Origin of the sequence: Streptomyces nidicola (assembly GCF_050106155.1) — a bacterium.
Taxonomy (GTDB): Bacteria; Actinomycetota; Actinomycetes; order Streptomycetales; family Streptomycetaceae; genus Streptomyces.
Genome location: NZ_JBNBPI010000001.1, coordinates 4,170,360 through 4,187,994 on the forward strand (window position 1 = coordinate 4,170,360; position 17,635 = coordinate 4,187,994).

The 17,635-nt window shown below is 70.6% G+C and carries 18 protein-coding genes and 1 tRNA gene; 4 read left to right on the forward strand and 15 right to left on the reverse strand.

What is annotated here, in order from left to right; all coding sequences use genetic code 11:
- Window positions 1-50 precede the first annotated feature (50 nt).
- A tRNA-Tyr gene (locus tag ACOKM3_RS18945) sits at window positions 51-132 on the reverse strand.
- A gap of 224 nt (window positions 133-356) precedes the next feature.
- Here ACOKM3_RS18945 and ACOKM3_RS18950 point away from each other — a divergent pair.
- Window positions 357-845 (forward strand): YajQ family cyclic di-GMP-binding protein, encoded by a 489-nt coding sequence (locus ACOKM3_RS18950; RefSeq protein WP_425830669.1) that lies wholly within the window; start codon window positions 357-359, stop codon window positions 843-845.
- A gap of 67 nt (window positions 846-912) precedes the next feature.
- Here ACOKM3_RS18950 and ACOKM3_RS18955 read toward each other — a convergent pair whose 3' ends face one another.
- The gene (locus tag ACOKM3_RS18955) at window positions 913-1,185 is read right to left on the reverse strand and encodes a GlsB/YeaQ/YmgE family stress response membrane protein (protein WP_426901942.1); all 273 of its coding nucleotides are present in this window, start codon (window positions 1,183-1,185) and stop codon (window positions 913-915) included.
- Between the two features lie 168 nt (window positions 1,186-1,353).
- Between ACOKM3_RS18955 and ACOKM3_RS18960 the strand changes: the two genes are divergently transcribed.
- Window positions 1,354-2,622, forward strand: a complete 1,269-nt coding sequence (locus ACOKM3_RS18960; RefSeq protein ID WP_426901944.1) for an APC family permease — start codon at window positions 1,354-1,356, stop codon at window positions 2,620-2,622.
- Here ACOKM3_RS18960 and ACOKM3_RS18965 read toward each other — a convergent pair.
- The 13 genes from ACOKM3_RS18965 to ACOKM3_RS19025 all read right to left on the reverse strand — a co-directional run bounded on the left by ACOKM3_RS18965 (window position 2,619) and on the right by ACOKM3_RS19025 (window position 14,459).
- Entirely contained in the window at window positions 2,619-3,011 is a 393-nt protein-coding gene (locus tag ACOKM3_RS18965) for a YccF domain-containing protein (RefSeq protein WP_426901946.1), read from the reverse strand. The genes ACOKM3_RS18960 and ACOKM3_RS18965 overlap by 4 nt on opposite strands.
- On the reverse strand, window positions 3,008-3,871 hold the full coding sequence (gene htpX / locus ACOKM3_RS18970) for a zinc metalloprotease HtpX (protein WP_426901948.1): 864 nt from the start codon (window positions 3,869-3,871) through the stop codon (window positions 3,008-3,010). Before htpX ends, ACOKM3_RS18965 begins: the two co-directional genes overlap by 4 nt.
- 186 nt (window positions 3,872-4,057) lie before the next feature.
- Window positions 4,058-4,513 carry a large conductance mechanosensitive channel protein MscL gene (gene mscL, locus ACOKM3_RS18975; protein WP_426901950.1) on the reverse strand — a complete coding sequence of 152 codons (456 nt, stop codon included), beginning with the start codon at window positions 4,511-4,513 and terminating at the stop codon, window positions 4,058-4,060.
- Window positions 4,514-4,597: 84 nt separating this feature from the next.
- Window positions 4,598-6,133 carry an NADH-quinone oxidoreductase subunit N gene (locus ACOKM3_RS18980; protein ID WP_426901952.1) on the reverse strand — a complete coding sequence of 512 codons (1,536 nt, stop codon included), beginning with the start codon at window positions 6,131-6,133 and terminating at the stop codon, window positions 4,598-4,600.
- Window positions 6,130-7,722, reverse strand: a complete 1,593-nt coding sequence (locus ACOKM3_RS18985; protein WP_426901954.1) for a complex I subunit 4 family protein — start codon at window positions 7,720-7,722, stop codon at window positions 6,130-6,132. The genes ACOKM3_RS18980 and ACOKM3_RS18985 overlap by 4 nt, the downstream gene beginning before the upstream one ends.
- A 6-nt stretch (window positions 7,723-7,728) precedes the next feature.
- On the reverse strand, window positions 7,729-9,756 hold the full coding sequence (locus tag ACOKM3_RS18990) for an NADH-quinone oxidoreductase subunit 5 family protein (protein WP_426901956.1): 2,028 nt from the start codon (window positions 9,754-9,756) through the stop codon (window positions 7,729-7,731).
- A complete protein-coding gene (gene nuoK, locus ACOKM3_RS18995) occupies window positions 9,753-10,148 on the reverse strand; it encodes an NADH-quinone oxidoreductase subunit NuoK (RefSeq protein ID WP_426901958.1) in 396 nt (131 codons plus the stop codon). The genes ACOKM3_RS18990 and nuoK overlap by 4 nt, the downstream gene beginning before the upstream one ends.
- Window positions 10,148-10,756 (reverse strand): NADH-quinone oxidoreductase subunit J family protein, encoded by a 609-nt coding sequence (locus ACOKM3_RS19000; protein WP_426901960.1) that lies wholly within the window; start codon window positions 10,754-10,756, stop codon window positions 10,148-10,150. The genes nuoK and ACOKM3_RS19000 overlap by 1 nt, the downstream gene beginning before the upstream one ends.
- The gene (locus tag ACOKM3_RS19005; protein ID WP_426901961.1) at window positions 10,753-11,388 is read right to left on the reverse strand and encodes a NuoI/complex I 23 kDa subunit family protein; all 636 of its coding nucleotides are present in this window, start codon (window positions 11,386-11,388) and stop codon (window positions 10,753-10,755) included. Before ACOKM3_RS19005 ends, ACOKM3_RS19000 begins: the two co-directional genes overlap by 4 nt.
- Window positions 11,388-12,356, reverse strand: a complete 969-nt coding sequence (locus ACOKM3_RS19010; RefSeq protein WP_426901963.1) for a complex I subunit 1/NuoH family protein — start codon at window positions 12,354-12,356, stop codon at window positions 11,388-11,390. The genes ACOKM3_RS19005 and ACOKM3_RS19010 overlap by 1 nt, the downstream gene beginning before the upstream one ends.
- Window positions 12,353-13,411 carry an NADH-quinone oxidoreductase subunit C gene (locus tag ACOKM3_RS19015; protein ID WP_426901965.1) on the reverse strand — a complete coding sequence of 353 codons (1,059 nt, stop codon included), beginning with the start codon at window positions 13,409-13,411 and terminating at the stop codon, window positions 12,353-12,355. Before ACOKM3_RS19015 ends, ACOKM3_RS19010 begins: the two co-directional genes overlap by 4 nt.
- A complete protein-coding gene (locus ACOKM3_RS19020; RefSeq protein WP_461856559.1) occupies window positions 13,408-14,022 on the reverse strand; it encodes an NADH-quinone oxidoreductase subunit B in 615 nt (204 codons plus the stop codon). Before ACOKM3_RS19020 ends, ACOKM3_RS19015 begins: the two co-directional genes overlap by 4 nt.
- A 38-nt stretch (window positions 14,023-14,060) precedes the next feature.
- The gene (locus ACOKM3_RS19025; RefSeq protein WP_266712948.1) at window positions 14,061-14,459 is read right to left on the reverse strand and encodes an NADH-quinone oxidoreductase subunit A; all 399 of its coding nucleotides are present in this window, start codon (window positions 14,457-14,459) and stop codon (window positions 14,061-14,063) included.
- A gap of 241 nt (window positions 14,460-14,700) precedes the next feature.
- Here ACOKM3_RS19025 and ACOKM3_RS19030 point away from each other — a divergent pair, with 241 nt between their 5' ends.
- Together ACOKM3_RS19030 and ACOKM3_RS19035 are read left to right on the forward strand one after the other, a co-directional pair.
- Window positions 14,701-15,894 (forward strand): sensor histidine kinase, encoded by a 1,194-nt coding sequence (locus ACOKM3_RS19030; RefSeq protein WP_426901969.1) that lies wholly within the window; start codon window positions 14,701-14,703, stop codon window positions 15,892-15,894.
- Window positions 15,895-16,034: 140 nt separating this feature from the next.
- Window positions 16,035-17,444 (forward strand): sensor histidine kinase, encoded by a 1,410-nt coding sequence (locus ACOKM3_RS19035; protein WP_426901971.1) that lies wholly within the window; start codon window positions 16,035-16,037, stop codon window positions 17,442-17,444.
- Window positions 17,445-17,635 lie beyond the last annotated feature (191 nt).

Sequence of the window (17,635 nt, forward strand, 5' to 3'; positions counted from 1 at the left end):
GCCCCCTCCGCACTGCGTAAACGCAGTTCAGAGGGGGCTTCCCCCAAGTGTGGCGGCGCCAGGATTCGAACCTGGGAAGGCTGAGCCGGCAGATTTACAGTCTGCTCCCTTTGGCCGCTCGGGCACACCGCCTTGGGTTCGCTGCCCCGGGCCCCGCTTTGCGGCGGTGCTCGCTGGCAACGACGTAAACAATACCTGATGCACGGGGGTGCTTCGCCACCCGATTGATCGGCGGCCGGGTGCGGCACGGTGGCTAGGCTGCTCTTGGCGCGACTTCCCCGGCGCGCAGTCCGAGCAGAACCCGGTCGGATTCCGACCAGTACCCGATCCACCCCCGATACAAGGAGCCACAGGACATGGCCGACTCCAGTTTCGACATCGTCTCGAAGGTCGAGCGGCAGGAGGTCGACAACGCCCTCAACCAGGCCGCCAAGGAGATCTCGCAGCGTTACGACTTCAAGAACGTGGGCGCTTCCATCTCCTGGTCCGGCGAGAAGATCCTGATGGAGGCCAACGGCGAGGAGCGGGTCAAGGCCATCCTCGACATCTTCCAGACCAAGCTGGTCAAGCGCGGGATCTCGCTGAAGTCGCTGGACGCGGGCGAGCCGCAGCTCTCCGGCAAGGAGTACAAGATCTTCGCCTCCATCGAGGAGGGCATCTCCCAGGAGAACGCCAAGAAGGTCGCGAAGACGATCCGTGACGAGGGCCCGAAGGGCGTCAAGGCGCAGGTGCAGGGCGAGGAGCTGCGCGTCAGCTCGAAGAGCCGTGACGACCTGCAGACCGTCCAGCAGTTGCTCAAGGGCAAGGACTTCGACTTCGCGCTGCAGTTCGTGAACTACCGGTAGGACTGCCTACGTAAGCGAAAGGGGCGGCACCCGGCGGGTGCCGCCCCTTCTTGCTGCCGGCTGCAGCTCAGCGGCGACTGCGCGAGTCGCCGAAGAAGATGCGGTAGACGATCAGGAGGACGAGCGCGCCACCGATCGCGGCGACCCAGGTCGCACCGTCGTAGAAGTCCGTGGATATGGGGCGGTCCAGCCAACGGGACGATATCCAGCCGCCGATGAAGGAACCCGCGACGCCGATGAGGGTCGTGCCGATCAGGCCGCCCGGGTCCCGGCCGGGCAACAGGAACTTGGCGATGGCACCGGCCAGCAGTCCAAGGATGATCCAGCCGATGATGCCCATGCCGCGTTCTGCCCTTCTGTAGTGCTGTGGCGCGTACTGCCTTGCCGCAGCGCCTTGTTGCGTCGTTCTTGCCGGGTCGCCGAGTGCGTCGCCGCCCTGGCCACCTGCTGCCCAGAAGGACGACAGGTAGGCATGGTGTGGTTGCACGAGCCCTTTAGTGTGCGGCACATGACACAGCCGGGGACTCCCCTTCGTAGGGCGCTGGGTGTGCGGGACGCCGTGCTCGTCGGTCTCGGGTCGATGATCGGTGCGGGCGTCTTCGCGGCGCTCGGGCCCGCGGCGCGGGCGGCCGGTACGGGGGTGTTGTACGCACTCGCTGTGGCGGCCGTGGTGGCCTACTGCAACGCGATGTCGTCGGCGCGGCTCGCGGCCGTGTATCCCGTGTCGGGCGGCACGTACGTGTACGGGCGGGAGCGGCTCGGGCCCTTCTGGGGGTATCTGGCGGGTTGGGCGTTCGTCGTCGGCAAGTCGGCCTCGTGCGCGGCGATGGCGCTGACCGTGGGAACGTACGTGTGGCCGGGGCAGGCACATGCGGTGGCGGTCACGGCGGTCGTGGCGCTGACTGCCGTGAACTGCTTCGGGGTGCGGAAGTCGGCCTGGCTGACGCGGATCGTCGTCGCGGTCGTGCTCGCCGTCCTGGCGGCCGTCGTGGTGGCGTGTGCGGGCTCGGGGAGCGCCGAGGGCGGGCGGCTCGCTCCCGGGCTCTCCGAGGGCGTGAGCGGCGTGCTGAGCGGCGCCGGGCTGCTGTTCTTCGCCTTCGCCGGGTACGCGCGCGTGGCGACGCTCGGCGAGGAGGTGCGGGATCCGGCGCGGACCATTCCGCGGGCGATCCCCATGGCGCTCGGGATCACCTTGGTCGTGTACGCCGCCGTGGGCGCCGCCGCCGTCGCCGTGCTCGGCGTGGACGGGCTCGCCCGGGCCTCGGCCCCGCTGGCCGAAGCCGTGCGGGCAGCCGGCGTGGACGGCCTCGTTCCGGTGGTGCGGGCGGGGGCGGCGGTGGCGGCGCTCGGGTCGCTGCTGGCGCTGATCCTGGGGGTGTCCCGGACGACGCTCGCGATGGCGCGGGACCGGCAACTGCCGGGCGCTCTGGCAGCCGTGCACCCGCGCTTCCAGGTGCCGCGGCGGGCCGAGTTCACGGTCGGGGCCATGGTGGCCGTCGTGGCGGCCTTCGGCGACGTACGCGGGGCGATCGGGTTCTCGTCGTTCGGTGTGCTGGTGTACTACGCGATCGCCAATGCCTCGGCGTGGACGCTGAGTTCCGCGGTACGCGCGCGGGCGCTGCCGGCGCTCGGGGCCGCGGGGTGCCTGGCGCTGGCGTGTTCGCTGCCCGTGTCGTCCGTTGCGGCGGGGGCGGGTGTCATCCTCCTGGGGGTGCTCGCCTACGTGGTCCGGCTACGCGCGCGTGGTGCGCACGGCACCACAGGCGGCTCGGCCTAGCGCGTCGCGAACGGCTGGTCCGTGGGCACGATTTCGCGGCCGAGCGGCAGCAGTGAGAGCGGAATCATCTTGAAGTTGGCGATGCCGAACGGGATGCCGATGATCGTCACGCACAGGGCGACGCCCGTGACGATGTGCGCCAGGGCCAGCCACCAGCCCGCGAGGATCAGCCACAGCACGTTGCCGACGCAGGAGGGCGCGCCCGCGTCCCTGCGCTCGACCGTCGTGCGCCCGAAGGGCCACAGGGCGTAGACGCCGATCCTGAAGGCGGCGATCCCGAACGGGATCCCGATGATGGTGATGCACAGCAGGAGGCCTGCCAGAACGTAGCCGAGGAACAGCCAGAAGCCACTCAGGACCAGCCATATGACGTTCAGGATTGTCTTCACTGTTGGCGACCTGCCATCTGCTCGAGCCGGGAAATGCGGTCCGCCATCGGCGGGTGCGTGGAGAACATCTTCGACATTCCCTGACCGGGGCGGAAGGGGTTCGCGATCATCATGTGGCTCGCCGTCTCGATGCGCGGCTCGGGCGGCAGGGGCAGCTGCTTCGTACCCGCCTCGAGCTTGCGCAGGGCACTCGCCAGAGCGAGCGGGTCACCGGTCAGCTGCGCGCCCGAGGCATCGGCCTCGTACTCGCGGGAGCGGCTGATGGCGAGCTGGATCAGGGACGCCGCGAGCGGCCCCAGGATCATGATCAGGAGCATTCCGAAGATGCCAGGTCCGTCGTCGTCGTTCGAACGGCCGACCGGGATCAGCCACGCGAAGTTGACCAGAAACATGATCACGGAGGCGAGCGCTCCGGCGACCGAGGAGATCAGGATGTCGCGGTTGTAGACATGACTCAGCTCGTGCCCGATGACACCGCGCAGCTCTCGCTCGTCCAGGATGCGCAGGATTCCCTCGGTGCAGCACACTGCGGCGTTGCGCGGGTTGCGGCCCGTCGCGAACGCGTTCGGCGCTTCCGTAGGAGAGATGTACAGGCGCGGCATGGGCTGACGCGCCTGCGTGGAGAGCTCGCGCACCATCCGGTACAGCGCGGGCGCCTCGAATTCGCTCACCGGGCGGGCACGCATCGCGCGCAGGGCCAGCTTGTCGCTGTTCCAGTACGCGTACGCGTTCGTCCCCAGGGCGATGACGAGCCCGACGATGAGCCCCGTACGGCCGAAGAAGCTGCCGATGACGAGGATGAGGGCGGACAGGCCTCCGAGGAGTACGGCGGTCTTCAACCCGTTGTGCCGGCGGTGCACGGTACGTCCTCCTGATGGTGCGGCAGGGGAACCCACTGCTTGCTTGTCTGCTGCTTCCACTGGGTCTGGAGCCTGTCTGTGTTTCCACGTCCAGTGGACCCTCCCTGACTGGTCAACGCCAGACGAGGAGGACGAGTTCCCTTGTCCGCCCGGGGCGGGCCCGTGCGGGTGTGTAGGCCGACCGGGTCAGCGCTGCTGCGGCAGACCCGCCAGTTCCAGGGCCTCCGGGTCCGCCTCGATCTCGCTCGTGCAGTGCGCGCAGCGAGTGGCGACGCCGGGGATCTGGGTGTAGCAGCGCGGGCAGTCGCGCAGGGCCGCCTTGATGTCGACGGGCTTGCCGCGGTCCAGGCGCGCCTGGAGCTTCATCATCGGGACGACGATCAGGAAGTAGAGCACCGCGGCGGTGATCAGGAAGGCGATGATCGCGCTGACGAACTTGCCGTACGGGAAGTCGGTGCCCTCGACCGTGAAGTGCGCCTCACTGAAGTCGCCGGTCGACTTCGTGGCGACACCGATGAGCGGCGCGATGAACGCCGTGCTGAGTGCGGTGACCACAGCCGTGAACGCGGTTCCGACCGCGAGGCCGATGGCCATCGTGATGATGTTTCCGCGAAGGATGAAGTCCTTGAACCCGCTCAGCACGACGCCTGTCTCCTTGATGTGGGGCTGTGGTCATTGGTGTGGGCCCAGTAGTCGGCCCGTACGTGTGGTGCCGTACGAGGGTGCCTAGAAGAGGCCCGTCGAGGCAAAACGCAGGACCAATTGGGGTGCACCGGAGAGAGCCACTCCGATGACGGCTGTGACGGCGATCGCCGCTGTGAGCGGCCTGGACGCGCGGTGAACGGCGGGTTCGCCTTCAGGGGCGCGGAAGAGGGTCGCGGTCCACTGGAGGTAGTAGAAGAGCGCGATCACGACGTTCACGGCCATGACGACGGCGAGCCAGCCGAGCCCCGCGTCGACGGCCGCCGAGAAGACCGTGACCTTCGCGAAGAGGCCGATGATGCCCGGCGGCAGCCCCGCGAGACACAGCAGGAAGAAGCCCAGGACGAGCGCGGCGAGCGGGTTCGAGGCGTACAGGCCCCGGTAGTCGCTGATGCGGTTCAGCGGCTTCGTACGGGCGACCAGAGCGGCCACCGCGAAGGCGCCGAGGTTCACCGCGGCGTACATGAGGGCGTACGCGAGGGTGGAGCCGATCGACTTCTGGGGGTCGTCGGAGTACGCGGCCGCGGCGATCGGCACCAGGAGGTAACCGGCCTGGCCGACGGAGGACCAGGCGAGCAGGCGGACGGCGCTGTACGCGCGCGTGGCCTGCTGGCGGATGGCGGCCACGTTTCCGACGGTCATGGTCAGCGCGGCGAGTGCGGCGAGGGCCGGACCCCACACGTCGGCGTACGAGGGGAACGCGACGACCGTGACGAGGATGAGGCCGGAGAAGCCGACGGCCTTGCCGATGACCGACAAGTAGGCGGCGATCGGCAACGGCGCGCCTACGTAGGTGTCGGGTACCCAGAAGTGGAACGGCACGGCCGCCGTCTTGAAGGCGAAGCCCACCAGGGTGAGCGCGACGCCGGTCTGGGCCAGCGTGTGGAACTGGCCGTCCACGTGGGTGAGTTCGGTGGCGACCCGCGTCAGGTGCAGGGTGCCCGTGGACGCGTACACGAAGCTCACGCCGAGCAGGGTGACGGCGGTCGCGGTGACCGAGGAAAGAAAGAACTTCAGGGCCGCGTCGGAGGAGCGCTTGTCGCCCTGCTTGAGGCCCACGAGGGCGAAGGCGGGAAGCGAGGCGACTTCCAGGGCGACGACGAGCGTGGCCAGGTCGCGGGACGCGGGCAGCAGGGCCGCGCCCGCGGCGGAGGACAGAAGGAGGAACCAGAACTCCCCTTCGGGGAGAGGCTTCTTCGCGTTCTTCGCGTCCTTCAGGGAGCTGATCGAGAGCAGCGCGGTGAGCAGGGCGCCGGCCAGGACGAGGAACTGGATGACGAGCGTGAAGCGGTCCGCCGTGTAGCTGCAGGCGTCGTAGGAGGCGCCCTTGAGGCAGAACGTGGAGCGCTCGTCCCCGATCAGCGGCAGCAGCGCGAGCGCCGCGGCCACCAGGCCCGCGACGGAGATCCAGCCCAGGACCGGCTTGCGGCGCTCCGCCACGAACAGGTCGGCGACCAGCACGACGAGGGCCACGACCGCCGCGATCGTGGGCGGCGCGATGGCGACCCAGTCGACGGACTGGACGAGGGACGCCACGGAGGGCGCGGCGACGGCGATCACTGGAGGCCTCCTGCGAGGAGCTTCTGCACGGCCGGGTTCGTGAGGCCGAGCAGGGCGGCGGGCCACAGGCCGGCGAGGACGGTGAGGGCGACGAGGGGGGTCCAGGTGGCGAACTCGTAGCCGCGCACATCGGCGAGCACGGGAGCCTCCGGGGCCGCCGGGGCCTCCTTCGTGCGGGGGCCCATGCAGACGCGGCGGACCACGATCAGCATGTACGCGGCGGTGAGCAGCGTGCCGAAGGCCGCGATCGCCATGAAGACGAGGAAGGCCGGGCGGCTGAGCTCGTCGGCGGGCTTGAACGCGCCGAACAGCGCGAGCATTTCGCCCCAGAATCCGGCCAGCCCCGGCAGCCCGAGGGAGGCGACGGCAGCGAACGCCAGGAGGCCGCCGAGGCGCGGCGCCTTGCCGTACAGGGCCATGCCGCCCTGCTCGGCGAGGGCGTCGAGATCGCTGGTGCCGGCCCGGTCCTTGAGCGCGCCGACGAGGAAGAAGAGCAGGCCGGTGATGAGGCCGTGGGCGATGTTGGCGAACAGCGCGCCGTTCACGCCGGTCGGGCTCATCGTCGAGATGCCGAGCAGCACAAAGCCCATGTGGCCGACGGAGGAGTACGCGATGAGGCGCTTGAGGTCGCCCTTCGCGCCCTGCTTGGCCAGGTTCAGGCAGGCCAGGGACCCGTAGATGATCCCGACGACGGCGAGCGCGGCGAGGTACGGCGCGAAGGTCCGCATCCCGTCGGGCGCGATGGGGAGCAGGATCCGAACGAACCCGTACGTACCCATCTTCAGCAGGACGCCGGCGAGGAGGACCGAGCCGACGGTCGGGGCGGCGGTGTGGGCATCGGGCAGCCAGCTGTGCAGCGGCCACATCGGGGTCTTCACCGCGAGCCCGATACCGACCGCGAGAACCGCGATGACCTGCACGGATGTGGTCAGACCCCGGCCGTTGTCAGTGGCGAGTGCCATCATGTCGAACGTGCCCGACTTAACGCCGATAAGGAGGAGACCGAGCAGCATCACGACCGAGCCGAGCAGCGTGAAGAGGATGAACTTCCAAGCGGCTGCCTGCCGTTCGGCTCCGCCCCATCGCGCGATGAGGAAGTACATCGGGATGAGGACCATCTCGAACGCGAGGAAGAAGAGAAGGAGGTCCAGGACGGCGAAGGTCGCGAGCGTGCCCGATTCGAGGACGAGGATCAGGGCGACGAACGCCTTGGGGGACGGCCCGGCCGGCATGTGGAAGTAGGAGTACAGCGCGCACAGGAACGTCAGCAGCGCCGTGAGCACGAGAAGGGGGAGGGAGATGCCGTCGATGCCGAGGTGGATACGCACGTCGAGCGCGGGGATCCAGCTGATGTCGGTCGTGGCCTGCATCTTCGACGGCTGGTTGTGGTCGAAGCCGAGCGCGAGGGCGATCGCGGCGATGAGGATCACGCCGGTCACGGTCACGCCGTGGCGGAGCACGGCCTGGTCGGGCGACTTCCCCCTCAGTCCGGGCGGGGCCGGGAGAAGGGCGAGAACGGCACCGATGAGCGGGCCGACGACGATCAATGCGAGAAGGAACTGCATCACGGATTCGCTGATATCGATCACGGCTGCTCACGCTCCGGCGGTGGCGACGAGGACGACGGCGACCACCAGAACGACGGTGCCTGCGAGCAGTGCGCTCAGGTAGGTCTGCACGTTTCCGGTCTGGGCCCTGCGCACGGCCCAGCCCAGCGCCTTCGGTGCTTCGGCCGCCCCGCGTACATAGGTGTCGACGACGGCACGGTCGAGGAAGCGGACCAGTGCGGCGCCGGCCTGCACCGGGCGGACGAAGAGCGCCGCGTAGACGGCGTCGAGGTGGAAGCCGACGGCCGCGTGGCGGTGCAGCGGGCCGAGCAGCAGACGACCGGGGTCGGCCGGGTCGGGGGCGGCGGCGATGTCCCCGTACGCGGGGGTGTGTGTCGCGATGGCCTCGGCCTCGACCAGGCCCGCGTCGCCGGACTCGGTGTCGACCGCGACGGCGCCGATCGGCGTGCGGCGGGCCGCCATCGCGGTGGTGTGGCGCCAGGCCGCGTAGGTGACCAGGCCGCCGACGAGCGCGAAGCCGGTGCCGAGGACTGAAGTGGTCAGCGTCGGGGTGAGGGAGGTGCCGTCGAACCAGTCGGGCAGCACGCCCGCGAGCAGTCCGAAGCCGAGGGAGGGGATCGCCAGGACCCACAGGACGACGTTCATCGTGACCGGCTGCTTGCCGTGGTCGGGGGCCTCGGTACCGCTGCCCTTGAACGCGAGGAGCCAGAACCGGGTCGCGTAGGCGGCGGTGAGCAGGGCCGTGACCAGGCCCGCCACGAGGACGATCCAGCCGGACGCGGTCGGCGCGGTCAGGGCTCCGTTCTCATGACCGGTGGCGGTGTGCTCGGCGGCGCCGAGGACGGCCTCCTTGGAGAAGAAGCCGCTGAACGGCGGGATCGCGGCGAGCGCGAGCAGCGCCACGGTCACCGTCCAGAAGGCGTCCGGCACGCGGTCGCGCAGGTCCTTCATCCGGGACATCGCGGCCAGCGAGTTGGTACCGGCGGCGTGGATGATCACGCCCGCCCCGAGGAACAGCAGCGCCTTGAAGGCGCCGTGCGCGAGGAGGTGGAAGACGGCGGCGTCGCGGCTGCCGACGGCGAGGGCGCCGGTCATGTAGCCGAGCTGGCCGACGGTCGAGTACGCCAGGACCCGCTTGATGTCGTCCTGGGCGAGCGCGGCCAGGGCCGAGCCGAGCATGGTCACCGCGGCCATCACGGCCATCACGATCATGGCTGCCTGCGAGGCGGCGAAGACCGGGAGGAGACGGGCGACGAAGTAGACACCGGCGGCAACCATCGTCGCGGCGTGGATCAGCGCGGAGACGGGCGTGGGGCCCGCCATCGCGTCGGGCAGCCAGGTGTGCAGCGGGAACTGCGCGGACTTGCCCGCCACACCGGCCAGCAGCAGGAGGGCGATCAGGGTCGGGTGGTCGAGTCCGCCGTCGGTCGTGACCTTGCCCAGGATCGTCGTGATGCGGAACGAGCCCGTGTCCACGGCGAGCGCGAACAGGCCGATGAGGAAGGGGACATCGCCCAGCTTCGTGACGAGGAACGCCTTGAGGGAAGCGGCCCGTGCCTCGGGAGTCTCCCAGTAGTGACCGACGAGGAAGTACGAGCAGATGCCCATGACTTCCCAGCCGACCAGCAGGACCATCAGGTCGCCCGAGTAGACCACCAGGAGCATCGCGGAGGTGAAGAGCGAGACGAGCGCGGCGTACGAGGGGTAGCGCGGGTCGTCGCGCAGATAACCCGTCGAGTAGATCTGCACGCAGGTCGCGACCAGGCCGACGAGGACGGCGACGAGGGCCGCGAAGCCGTCGATGTGCAGGGCGAGTTCGATCGGCACGGAGCCGGTCGGGGCGAGCTGGGTGTGCGCGTCGAGGGCGGCGGTGCCGTTGCCCGTGCCGCCGCCCTGGTCGAGGGCGACAACGACGGCGAGCGCCAGCGCGGCCAGCGTCGGCAGGACGGCCAGCGGGCGGGCGAAGGCGGGGGCGGTGCGGCCGAGCAGCAGGCCGGCGACGGCGCCGAGGAACGGCAGGAGGGGGACGAGGACGGCGAGGTTCGTCGTGGTCACGCGGTGGCCTCGGCCTTCTCGTCCGTGGTGCCGGCGGTGCTGGCCGGGGCCTCGGACGGGTCGTGCGGGTCGTCGTCCGGGTCGTGGGGCTCGGCGGAGTCGCGCAGCTTGTCGATGTCCGACGTGCCGCGGTTCCGGTAGACGGCCAGGACGATCGCCAGGCCGATGCCGATCTCGGCGGCGGCGATGGCGATGGTGAACAGGGTGAGGGCCTGGCCCGCGTGGAGGGTGTCGCGCAGCCAGACGTCGAAGGCGACGAGGTTCAGGTTGACGGCGTTGAGCATCAGCTCGACCGACATCAGGACCAGGATCGCGTTGCGGCGGGCCAGTACGCCGTACAGGCCCGTGCAGAAGAGGAGGGAGGAGAGGACGGCGGGGTAGGCGAGGTGCATCAGCGGGTTCCCTCGCCTTCGGCTGCCGGGGCGGTGTCGGCGTTGTTCCTGCGGGACAGGACGATCGCGCCGACCAGGGCGGCGAGGAGCAGGACCGAGAGCGCCTCGAACGGCAGGACCCAGTGCTTGAAGAGGATCGAGCCGGTCACGTCCGTGCTGCCCTGCACCGGCCCGTCGAGGTCGATCCAGGTCGTGCGGAACGCGTCGACGACGACCCAGATCAGGGCGGCGGCGGAGGCGATGGCCACGGTCAGGGCGGCCCAGCGGTTGGGGCTGTCCGCGTCCGGTGAGCGGCCGATCGGCGCGCGGGTCAGCATCAGGCCGAACAGGAGGAGGACCACGACGGAACCGACGTAGATGAGGACCTGCACCCAGGCGATGAATTCGGCTGTGAGCAGGAGGTACTCGACGGCGAGCCCGCCGAGGGCGACGACCAGCCACAGGGCCGCGTGCACCAGTTGCTTCGTGGTGACGGTGACGATCGCCGCGGCGAAGGTCACGAGGCCCACGAGCACGAAGGCGATCTCGACACCGGACGGGGAGAGGAACCCGGGGCTGTCGGCTGCCGTGGCGATGGCTGCCGACGGCGCCGATGCGGCGAGGGTCATGCGGTGGGCTCCTCTCCGGGGTCGTTGGGGTTACTGGGGTCGTTGGGGGCGGCCTTCGGTCCGGCGGCCGGGGGCTCCGGGGCGGCGGACTCCTGGGCGGCTGCCTCCTGGGCCGCTGCCAGTTTGTCCGCGGATTTGCGGGCCGCCGCCAGTTCCTTGGGGTCCTCGGCCGCGGGGTCGAGGGCGGGTGGGGACGGGACCGTCCACATCCACTCGCGGAGCTTGTCGCGCTCGTGGGTGAGCTCGCGGATGTCGGTCTCGGCGTACTCGAACTCCGGGGACCAGAACAGCGCGTCGAAGGGGCACACCTCGATGCAGATACCGCAGTACATGCAGAGGGAGAAGTCGATGGCGAAACGGTCGAGAACGTTGCGGCTGCGCTCGCGGCCGCCCTCGACGGCCGGCGGGACCGTCTCCTTGTGGGAGTCGATGTAGATGCACCAGTCGGGGCACTCGCGGGCGCACAGCATGCAGACCGTGCAGTTCTCCTCGAAGAGCCCGATGACGCCGCGGGTTCGGGGCGGGAGTTCGGGCTGGTGCTCCGGGTACTGCTCGGTGACGGTCTTCTTCGTCATCGTGCGGAGGGTGACGGCGAGGCCCTTGGCCAGGCCGCTGCCAGGGATCGGGGGCATCAGTTGATCGCCACCTTCACGATTCCGGTGAGCGCGATCTGCGCGAGGGCGAGGGGGACGAGGGTGGTCCAGGCGAGCTTCTGCAGCTGGTCCTCGCGCAGACGCGGGTACGTGACGCGGAGCCAGATGACGACGAAGGCCAGGACCGCGGTCTTGAGCAGGGTCCACACCCAGCCCAGGCCGTCCGCGCCCCACGGTCCGTGCCAGCCGCCCAGGAACAGCACCGTGGTCAGTCCGCAGAGCACCACGATGCCCGCGTACTCGGCGAGCAGGAACAGGGCGAAACGCAGGCCCGTGTACTCGGTGTACGCGCCGAAGATGATCTCGGAGTCGGCGACCGGCATGTCGAAGGGAGGACGCTGAAGTTCGGCGAGGCCCGCCACGAAGAAGACGACGGCACCGACGATCTGCCAGGGCAGCCACCACCACTCGAAGGCGTCGAGGATGCCGGGGAGGGAGACCGTTCCCGCGGCCATCGCCACGGAGGCCGCCGCGAGCAGCATCGGGAGTTCGTACGCCAGGAGTTGGGCGGCCGTGCGCAGGCCGCCCAGGAGGGAGAACTTGTTGGCGCTCGCCCAGCCCGCCATCAGCGAGCCGAGGACGCCGACGCCCATGACCGCGAGGACGAAGAAGATGCCCGCGTCGATGACGGCGCCGACCGCGCCGTCGCCAGGGCCGACCGGGATGGCGAGCAACACGAGGAGGTACGGGAGGAGGGCGACAGCGGGGGCGAGTTGGAAGACGCGGCGGTCGGCCTCGGCCGGGACCACGTCCTCCTTCTGCGCGAACTTGACGCCGTCGGCGACCAGTTGGGCCCAGCCGTGGAAACCGCCCGCGTACATGGGGCCGAGGCGGCCCTGCATGTGCGCCATGACCTTGTGTTCGGTCTGGCCGACGACCAGGGGCAGCACCAGGAAGGCGACGAAGACGACGACGAGGCGCAGGGCGACGTCGAGGGCGTCGTTCACTCGTTGCCTCCGTTGTTGTCCGTCGGGTTCTCGTTGCTGTCTGTGTTGTCCGTCGGGTTCGCGTCCGGGGTGAACTCCGGCTTCGCGGGCTCCGCCTTGTTCGGCTCCTCGTCGAACGCGGGCTTGGCGTGGTGCCAGGGCGCGTCGCTCGAGCGGGGTTTCGGGGCGGGTTCCGGGCTCTGGGCCGGGGGTTCGGTGGGCGTCTCGCGTTGCGAGGCGGAGCCCTGGGAGGCGCTGCGGGAGCGCCGTGCCGGACGCGGCGACGCTTCCGGTGCCTCCGATACCTCCGGGGCCTTCGGGGCCTCCGAGGCGTCACCCGCAGGCGCGGCTGCCTGGCTCGCCGAGCCCTGGCTCGCGGACCGGGTGCGCCGAGCGGGCCGCTCCCCCGCCGCACGCCCCGCGGCACCGGCCGCACGCCCCTCGGCGCCCGCCGCGCGCCCCGCCGCACCGGCGCGCGCGCCCCGCGCGGGCCGGGCCGGGGCGGGCGGCAACTGGCCCTTCAGCGGGCCCCATTCGTTCGGGTCGGGGACGCCGGGTGGCAGCATCTGGCGACGCTTGGGGCCGCCGTGCTCGGACTCCCCCGGCTCCTTCGCGCCCGGCCACGCCTTCGCGACGCGGGCCGCGAGCACGAAGTCCTTGCGCAGCGGGTGGCCTTCAAAGCCGTCGGGCAACAGGAGCGGGTCGAGGCCCGGGTGGTCGGTGAAGTCGACGCCGAACATCTCGTGCGTCTCGCGCTCGTGCCAGGCGGCGCCCGCGTACACATCGACCGCCGACGCGAGCACGGGGGCCGCGTGCGGAACGGTCGTGCGCAGCAGCAGGCGACGTACGGACCGGGGCGCCACGGCGGCGACGTGCGCGCACACGCGGAACCCGGACTCCGGCTCGTCGACCGCGCTCAACCAGTCGAAATACGTGCACTCCAGCGTCGTACGGGCCGTCGTCAGAGCCGCGATCCACTCGGCCGCCGGGACATCGACGGTCAGCAGGTCGTACGCCTCCTCGACCGTGGCCTCGGCGCCGAACAGCTCCTCCACGGGGGCCGGCAGCCAGCTCATCGGTCACCCCCGGTCGGGTTCCCGGAGGGCGCGGGCGGCTGGACGAGTCCGCTGCTCAGCGCGGCCGCCGAGGGCCGCCCGGCCGCCGCGTCGGCGGAGGCGTACCGCTCGCCGAGCGACTCGCGGGCGATCTTCTCCTGGAGCTTGAGGATGCCCTGGAGCAGCGCCTCGGGACGGGGCGGGCACCCGGGCACGTACACGTCGACGGGGATGATCTGGTCGACGCCCTTGGTCACCGAGTACGAATCCCAGTACGGGCCGCCGCAGTTGGAGCAGGCGCCGAAGGAGATGACGTACTTCGGCTCGGGCATCTGCTCGTACAGCCGCTTCACGGCGGGGGCCATCTTGTCGGTGACCGTGCCCGAGACCACCATCAGGTCGGCCTGGCGCGGGCCCGGTGCGAACGGGATCACGCCGAGCCGGATGAAGTCGTGGCGCGCCATGGACGCGGCGATGAACTCGATGGCACAGCAGGCGAGGCCGAAGTTGAAGACCCACAGGCTGTAGCGGCGGCCCCAGTTGAGGACCACCTTCATCGGCTCGGGGGCGAGCCGCGAGAGCACGCCCAGCTTCTTCGGCCCGGCAGGTCCGACGGGGTCCGGCAGGTCCACGGGGGCAGGAGCGGGCTCGGGGGCAGGAGTCACGGCACTCACGTCCACGTAAGGACGCCCTTCTTGTATGCGTACAGCAGGCCCACGGTGAGGAAGCCCAGGAAGATGAACATCTCGACGAGGGTCGTCGCGCCGTATCCCGGCGCGGCGAAGACCGTGGCCCAGGGGAAGAGGAAGATCGAGTCGACCGCGAAGATCACGTAGAGGAAGGCGTACACGTAGTAGCGGACCTGGGTGTGGGCCCAGCCGTCCCCGACAGGATCGACGCCGCATTCGTACGTGAGGAACTTTTCCCTGGTGGGAACCACCGGGCGCAGCAGCTTCCCCGAGCCGAAGGCGACGGCGACGAAGAGCACGCCGACGACGGCGAGCAGCCCGACGACCGAGTACGACTGGAAGTAGTCCGCCGCGATGACGGTCCCGTCCGATCCCGTCACGTACCTGCGCCCCTCGCGAGTTCGTTGTGTTCGACGATCTGTACGCACGGGAGTCTAGGCCCTGTTAAAGGGACGGTAAGCAGCCCGGGGCCGAGGGGCTTGGGCGAGGTGGGACTCGAGGAGGCACCCGAGGGGGAACTCGAGTACGAACTCGACGTGGACCCGTGGTGGGGTTAACCCCCGCTCAAGTTGGCGGTCGTCCTCATGGCGCCCCGCCCCGGGCCAGGGCACTCTTGCCGCTATGACCGAGCCACTCGACACTCCCGAAGACCATCCGGTGCTGCCACCGCCACGACTGGGGTACGACAGCGCCACGTGGAAGGAGATCGCCTATCTCCTGAGCAGCTTCCCGCTGTCCATCTTCGGATTCGTGTACGCGGTCACGATGGTGGCGCTCGGCGCGGGGCTCACGGTCACGGTGATCGGGCTTCCCCTGATCGCGGCCGGCCTCAGGGGCGCGCGGCTGCTCGGCAAGGCGGAGCGCGGGCGGGCAAGGGCCCTGCTCGGCGTGCGCATCGACGAGCCGAGCCCGCTGCCGATGCGACGCACGGGCGGCTTCTTCGGCTGGCTGTGGACCGGGCTCAAGGACCCGGTGGGCTGGCGCACGGTGCTGTACGAGGTGATCCGGTTGCCGTGGGCCGTGCTGACGTTCGCCCTGACGCTGGTCGGTCTGTTCGTGCTGTGGCCGGTGCTGCCGTTCATCGCGCGCGGTCTGGGCAATGCGGACCGGGCGATGGTGCGGGCGCTGCTCTCCCCCTCCGACGAGTTGGAGCGGCGGATCGAGGAGCTCGAGTCGGACCGGGGCGTCGTCGTCGACACGGCGGCGGCCGACCTGCGGCGCATCGAGCGCGATCTGCACGACGGGGCGCAGGCACGGCTGGTCAATCTGGCCATGGGTCTCGGCCTCGCGAAGGAGAAGCTCCTGGAGGGCCAGGCCGACGACGCGGTGGCGGCGATGGTCGACGAGGCGCACGGCGAGGTCAAGCTCGCGCTGCAGGAACTGCGGGACCTGGCGCGCGGCATTCACCCCGCGGTCCTCACCGACCGCGGGCTCGACGCGGCCCTGTCGTCGGTGGCCTCGCGCTGCACGGTGCCGGTGAAGGTGACGGCGGATCTGCCGGGCCGACCGGCGGAGGCGATCGAGGGCATCGCGTACTTCACGGTCTCCGAGCTGCTCCAGAACGTGAGCAAGCACAGCGGCGCGCGGTCCGCCTCGGTGGATGTGTGGCGCTCGCAGGACCGGCTGCTCATACAGGTGTGGGACGACGGGCGGGGCGGCGCGAGCCTGGACAAGGGGACCGGTATGTCGGGCCTCGCGGAGCGGCTCGACGCGGTCGACGGCCTGTTCGTCGTGGACTCGCCGGAGGGCGGCCCGACCACGGTCACGGCGGAGCTGCCGTGGCGCGATCGGACCGAGCCGATACGGCAGAGCTAGGGAAAACCCCCGGTCGAAGACGCCGACCCGCCGCATGGTCGCGGGGCGCGCCCGCGCGGAGGCTTGATGCAGAGCCCAAGTAAGCAGAGCGACGGCTCCCCCACAGACCTGAGCGGTACTGAGCAGAACGGACGGACACGATGGCCACGCACCCGTACGGATATCGCGACCAGAGCGACGCGTACGCGTACTCGAACGACGAGAACCGCGACGCCGGCCACGGCTTCGACGGTGGCCACGACGACCGTTCGGGTCGGCGTCGTGGCCTGAACCGGCTGCCGGCCGGGCTGCGGGCGCCGATCGAGGGGCGGACGTGGCGGGAGTTCGGGTATCTGCTGCTCAGCCTGCCGCTCAGCATCATCGGGTTCGTGTGGGCCGTGACGATGACCTCGCTGGGTGTGGGCCTGCTGATCACGTTCATCGGGGTTCCGGTGCTCGCGGCGGCGCTCGCCGGGTCGCGCGGGCTCGGGGCGCTGGAGCGGGTGCGGGCGCGCGGGCTGCTCGGCGTCGAGGTCGGTACGCCGGAGCCGCTGCGGCCGCGCACGGGCGGGCCGATGGGGTGGATCGGGGCGACGCTCAAGAGCGGCGTCTCGTGGCGGCATCTGCTGTACGGGGTGCTGCACATGCCGTGGGCGGTGTTCGGGTTCGCCGTGGGGCTGAGCTTCTGGGCGACCGGCTGGACGATGCTCACGTATCCGTTGTGGCGCTGGGTGTTTCCCACGTACGTGGGGCAGGACGGCATTCAGCTGTACGGGGACGCGGGCCACGCCATCTACCTCGACAACCCCTTCGAGATCACGGTGACCGCGGGGCTCGGGCTGCTCGTCACGCTGGTCACGCCGTGGGTGATACGGGCGCTGACGACGGTGGACCGGCTGATGGTCATCGGGCTGCTCGGCCCTTCGCGGCTCGCGTCGCGCGTGGTGGAGCTGGAGTCGGACCGGGGTGTCGTGGTCGACACGGCGGCGGCCGACCTGCGGCGCATCGAGCGGGATCTGCACGACGGGGCGCAGGCCCGGCTGGTGAATCTGGCCATGGACCTCGGTGTCGCCAAGGAGAAGCTGAGCGAGGACCCGGAGACGGCGGCGCGCCTGGTGGGCGAGGCGCACGGTGAGGTGAAGACGGCGCTGCAGGAGTTGCGGGACCTGGCGCGCGGGATCCATCCGGCGGTGCTGACGGACCGGGGGCTCGATGCGGCGTTGTCGGCGGTGGCGTCGCGGTGTGCGGTGCCGGTGCGGGTGGAGGTCGACCTGGTGGAGCGGCCGGCGCCGGCCATCGAGGGCATCGCGTACTTCACGGTCTCCGAGCTGCTCCAGAACGTGAGCGCGCACAGCGGGGCGACGCGGGCGGAGGTCGATGTGTGGCGGGCGCGGGACCGGTTGATGGTGCAGGTGTACGACAACGGGGGCGGCGGAGCGGTGGCCTCCGGCGGGTCGGGGTTGGCGGCGCTGGCCGGGCGTCTCGACGCGGTCGACGGGATTCTGGTGGTCGAGTCGCCCAGGGGTGGGCCGACGCGGGTGACGGCGGAGTTGCCGTGGCGCCGCGCGTGACGTGGGGGTGAGCCCGTGGGTGGTCCCGCGGCACCGCCCGCCCCGGCTACCCGTGGCCGTTGGGCGGCACCGTGGCCGGACCCCTCGGTTCCCGTTGCGCGGCACCATGGCCGTCCACCCACCCATGGCCGGGGCCCTTGCTTTCGTTGCGCCGCACCGGGGCGCCGCCTTGCCCACCCTGCCGCCCCAGG